Below are 5,686 nucleotides of genomic sequence, written 5' to 3' on the forward strand. Positions count from 1 at the left end.
CGTTTAACAATACTACAGGTGTAACACAAGGCGCCGGGTCAGGTAGTCGTGGGGGTGAATGGAGTCAAGTTACAGATCTTGCTGTAGTGTCTGAACGCGCACTATCCTCTACCGTGAATGTATCTCGGGTCAATACAAGCGGATTTCGTGGTGTTAGATCAAATCTCTAATTTGGGCTACCTTGCAATGAATTATCACCTTTTGTAATATATATAGAAGTCATGAAAATAAAAAATCTGCTCATTTTACTCATCACAATAGGTTTAGTACCCCAAACTTATGCACAGTATACCGGTGGCAGCGGCAAAGGCGATCATTCGGCTGTTTATGCGGGCGGCAGATTAAACGGTCCGCAAACGATTAGCCAACTGATTATTATAGCTCAGCCACCCAATTTATTAGAACCAACGCAGGCTTTTGCCATACAGCTTAGCTTGGTTGATGTGGATGGTGTTCCCGTTTTTGGGGCCAACGATGCTATCACATTAGGCATAGCCAATAACCCGGGTGCAGGCACTTTAAGCGGTACAACAACCGTTAACGCAGTGAATGGGATAGCCGTTTTTAGCGGATTGTCTATAAATAACAGCGGTTTAGGCTATACCTTGCAAGCCACTTCGGGTACATTTAGCGTTACTTCATCTTCAATTAATGTATTTACTATAGGTGCAGGCGGCATCGGTAAAGGAGATAGCACAACTACTTATGCAGGTGGAAGATTAAACGGTCCACAAACGATTAGTCAATTGGTATTTACAACACAACCGCCTTCAGTTTTGGAACCAGGGCAACCTTTTGTCACACAACTTGGCCTGCTGGATGCCGATGGTGTGCCCGTTTTTGGCGCAACCGATTCAATTACCTTAAACATAGCCAACAACCCGGGTGCAGGCACTTTAAGCGGTACAACAACCGTTAATGCAGTGAATGGGATAGGCGTTTTTAGCGGATTATCTATAAACAACAGCGGTTTTGGCTATACCTTGCAAGGCAGCTCGGGTTCCTTAAGTGTTATCTCGGCTGCAATAAATGTGTATACCCTAGGAGCAGGCGGCATCGGTAAGGGAGATGCTGTAAGTGAGATAGTTTGTAACAGTGGTGCTGGCGCTGCCTCATCGAGTCCAACACTTTGTATCAACACAGTACTTATCCCTATTACACATACCACAGCTGGTGCTTCAGGTATCGGGGTACCCACAGGCCTACCAGCTGGTACAACTGCCTCATGGACAGCAAATATGATTACTATAAGTGGTACACCTACTCAATCGGGAACGTTTAATTATACGATTCCAATAACAGGTGGATGCAGCAGCAATGTAAATGCAGTAGGAACCATTACTGTAAATCCTATTAACTCTGTAGGTGCGGCTTCTTCTTCACCCACACTTTGTGTCAATACTTTGATGACGAGTATAACTCATACAACTACTGGATCGACAGGAATTGGTACTCCTCTTGGCCTTCCTGCTGGTGTAACAGCAACCTGGTCTAGCAATACGATTACTATTAGTGGTACACCCACCACTTCGGGTACATTTAACTACAGTATCCCGCTAACAGGCGGTTGTGGAAATGTGAATGCTACTGGTATGTTTACAGTAACTCCAGCTAGTACTGCTGGTCCAGCTTCATCTACACCTTTGGTTAATATTAATACCTCTATGACTCCTATTACACACGTGACAACCGGCGCCACAGGTATCTCACCTGCTTCAGGATTACCTCCAGGAGTTATCGCTATATGGTCAAGTAATACTATTACAATATCTGGAACTCCAACGGTATCGGGAGTATTCAACTACAGTATTTCACTTCTAAGTGGTTGTGGTACGACAGCAGCAATGGGTACGATAACTGTTAAAAGTGATATAGATGGTGAAGGGGTGGATTATGCCTTAGATGGTGATGATGATAATGATGGGATTATTGATGATTTAGAGTGTGGAATTTGTTCTAATGTGGCTTTTATGAACGGCAATTTTGAATCGCCAGTTTTATCACCCTTAACTTCTAGTTTGGTGCCATTAGCAAATACCTCTGGGTGGTTGAATACCGTTGAAAGTACTTTAGAAATTTGGAGCACAGGTTTTAACGGTGTTCCATCGGCTGTCGGAAATCAGTTCATTAAGTTAAACTCTGGTACGGTTTATCAAACATTTTGTTTGAATGGAACAGGCGGCAAAATAAATTGGAATGTAAAGCATAGAGGTAGGTCAGGAATTGATGTTGCAGTATTGCAAATAGGATCTAACTTAGGGTCTGTTTCTACTGTAGCCACTATGTCAGATGGAAATAATGATTGGGGTTCTTATGCGGGCACTTATACCATTCCAAACGGACAAACTTCTTTAGTTATTGCTTTTTCTCCGATTTCTTCAACGGGAGGTATAGATTTTGGGAATTTTATTGATGATATACAAATCACTATTAATCAAAGTTGTAAAGACACTGATGGTGACGGAGTTAACGATAATTTAGATTTAGATTCGGATAATGATGGAATTCCTGATATAGAAGAAGCTGGATTTAAACAATACAGTTCAAATACCTCTACCATGAATTTAACAAGTGTTGCTACTTGGGCTGATTCTAATTCCAATGGGATTAATGATGCAATTGATAGTTTAATCAGCGCTTCAACTTATAGTCTAATTGATACCGATTCTGATGGAATCCCGGATTATTTAGATTTGGACAGCGATAACGATTCCTTCTGGGATATTGATGAGGCAGGTCTTCTCAATGGTGACGGTGATATTAATGGAGATGGTAAAGGAGATGGATTGGATGTCGATGCTGATGGGTTGCTAGATTCTTTTGATAACTCGACTGTTTTTGGAACAACTTTTAGAGCGTATGCTCAAGATACCGATTCCAATGGTATATCGGATTACATACAGTTGGATTCAAATAATGATGGTGTTAAAGACATTCAAACAGGATTGTATGCTAGTTTCGATACTAATGGGGATGGAAGAATAGATGGATCAGGTGATTCAGATAGCGATGGAATTTTAGATGTTTTTGATACGAATGATACAGTTAAAGGTTCACCAAGAGATTTGAATCGGAAACTTTATTTAGATTTTGATGGTAGAAATGATTACGCAGAAAATGTTTCTCTATTAGGAGGATTATCCAATGCAACGTTGATGGCTTGGATTGATTTGAATTCTACTTTTAGTACAACAGGTGTTGTTGTGGGTCAAGACAAGTTACAACTGCGAGTAACCAATTCTAAGAATTTACAAGTCATAGTTAATGGAACCACATTAACTTTTGGTACAGCTTTAAATACCTCACAATGGTATCACGTGGCTGCAACTTTTGGTGGAGGAATGCTTTCATTATATTTAAATGGTAATTTGGTTGCATCACAAGCTGCTACTGGAAGTATAGCCTCTGATACAAGTAAACTTACTTTGGGTAAAAATCCGTTAAGTGATACCAATTATTTTAAAGGAAAAATTGATGAAGTTCGCGTCTTTAATTCGGATCTAACTGCAACTCAAATCCAAAGAATGGTGTATCAAGAGATTCAAAATAGTTCCTCTCAAGTTCGCGGAACCATTGTGCCTAAAGATATTGAATCGCTTCCTTTTGACAATTTAATTCGCTATTACAGGATGGATACCTACAAAGATGATATTGTGGATGATCTAACTACTAGTACAATCGACGAAGTAGCAGGGATGAAAATGTATAATCATAAAGTAATTGCTGTTCAAGAAGCACCAATGCCATTCACCACAGTGCGGACTGGTACTTTTGCTTCGGCAGTTGATGACCCTACTAAAGACATAAGAGGATTAGATGTTATGGATTCTGATTTTTCTATAATACAAGTGAAGCACAACATTACAGAAACTGCTAATAGTATTGATTTGGGTATGTTTGTTGATCCAGGTGTGACCGTGAATATGACCAACGATACTAAATTACAGAATGATTGGTATTTAAAATTGGATGGAAAGATAGACTTGGTTGGTAAGTCGCAATTGATTCAGACTGCTCTATCAGATCTTGACGTTTCAAGTTCAGGATTTATAGAAAGAGATCAACAAGGGCAATCTAATTTGTATAATTATAATTATTGGTCCTCACCTGTGAGTTCAATTAATAACAGTACAATCAATCATGGGTTTACTGTGGCAGGAGTTATGAAAGATGGCACAACAAATACACCACAAAATATTGTTTGGACAACTGGTTATGACGGAGCTCCTACATCACCATTAACCTTGAGCAGTTATTGGATTTATAAATTCCAAAATTCAACAAATTCCTACGCAAATTGGTCGCAAGTTGGACAGAATGGCTCTTTGTTAACAGGTCAAGGATATACATTGAAAGGGAGTGGTGCTTCTACCTTAAATCAAAACTATACTTTTGTTGGTAAACCAAATAGCGGCTTAATTACTTCAACTGTTAGTGCCAACAATCTAAATTTATGTGGTAATCCCTATGCTTCTGCAATAGATGCAAATAAATTTATTGATGATAATATTCCTAGCATTACGGGTACACTTTATTTCTGGGAGCATTATGATACAAATACGTCACACATATTATTAGACTATCAAGGAGGTTACGGAACATACACAAAAACAGGTGGTACACCTCCTGTAGCACCTTCAGGTATTAGCGGTTTAGGTTCAAGTAGTAAAGTGGCTAAGCGATTTATACCAGTAGGTCAAGGTTTTTTTGTAACAGGTTCCACAAGTGGAGGAACAATAACTTTTAACAATTCGCAAAGATTATTTATCAAGGAGGACGACATAGTTAACTCTTTTACTTTGTTCAGAAGTGTTAATAGATTAATTACAGAAAATGTTGACCCATTAATGAACAATACTCAGGATGATTTTGATCAACAGCAGTTTATGAAAATTCGATTAGGATTTACTTCAACAGATAATCTTCATCGCCAAATATTACTCGGTTTTATGAATGAGTACGCTTCTTCAGGATACGATAATGGATATGATGGTATTAGTATTGAAACACTTTCTAACGATATGTATTTTATTAATAATAACAATAAACTCAATATTAGTGGCGAAGGATTTTTTAATGTCAATGCTATCTATCCCCTTGGTGTTAAAAATGCAACATCGGGATTAGTGACATTTGTAGTTGATAATAAAGAAAACTTTGATGAGGGTCAGGATATTTTTATCTACGATAATGAATCGGATACATACAACAGCATTAAATCTCAAGCGTATCAGGTTTATTTACCTTCAGGAACTTATGACTCACGATTCTCACTACGTTTTACTGATGGTTCTTCACTTGGAGTTGGTGAAAATGGTGATGTTAAGGCGATTTACGTAACACATTCACAAGCAAATAATACAATTAACATTAAAAATTTACAACATGATACAATTGTAAAATCTGTTATTATGTTTAATCTATTAGGTCAAGAAATTACTTCATGGCAAACAATTAATCTAGACCAAACAGATATTAAATTACAGATTGGTAATATGAGTTCTGGCACTTATATTATAAAATTATTAACTGATGATGGAATAATTTCAAAAAAGATAGTAGTGAAATGATAGTAATTTTAGACTAATTAAATCTAATGGGTATATAGTGTGATTATTAATTATAAAACAAAATCATTAACTTAAACCCGTTGGGTGAAATTATTTGAAGTAAAATAAATTGAACA

1 protein-coding gene is annotated in these 5,686 nt (G+C 37.8%); it reads left to right on the forward strand.

Translation table 11 applies throughout. The annotated features are described in order from the left end of the window. Positions 1-221 precede the first annotated feature (221 nt). On the forward strand, positions 222-5,570 hold the full coding sequence (locus tag CHX27_RS01645; protein WP_094485031.1) for a LamG-like jellyroll fold domain-containing protein: 5,349 nt from the start codon (positions 222-224) through the stop codon (positions 5,568-5,570). The last annotated feature ends 116 nt before the right edge of the window (positions 5,571-5,686 follow it).

It is taken from the genome of Flavobacterium aurantiibacter (assembly GCF_002251775.1).
Taxonomy (GTDB): domain Bacteria; phylum Bacteroidota; class Bacteroidia; order Flavobacteriales; family Flavobacteriaceae; genus Flavobacterium; species Flavobacterium aurantiibacter.

Excerpts from the sequence above, each read along its gene's own strand:
- CHX27_RS01645 (WP_094485031.1), top strand. The coding sequence starts at position 222 with ATGAAAATAAAAAATCTGCTCATTTTACTCATCACAATAGGTTTAGTA.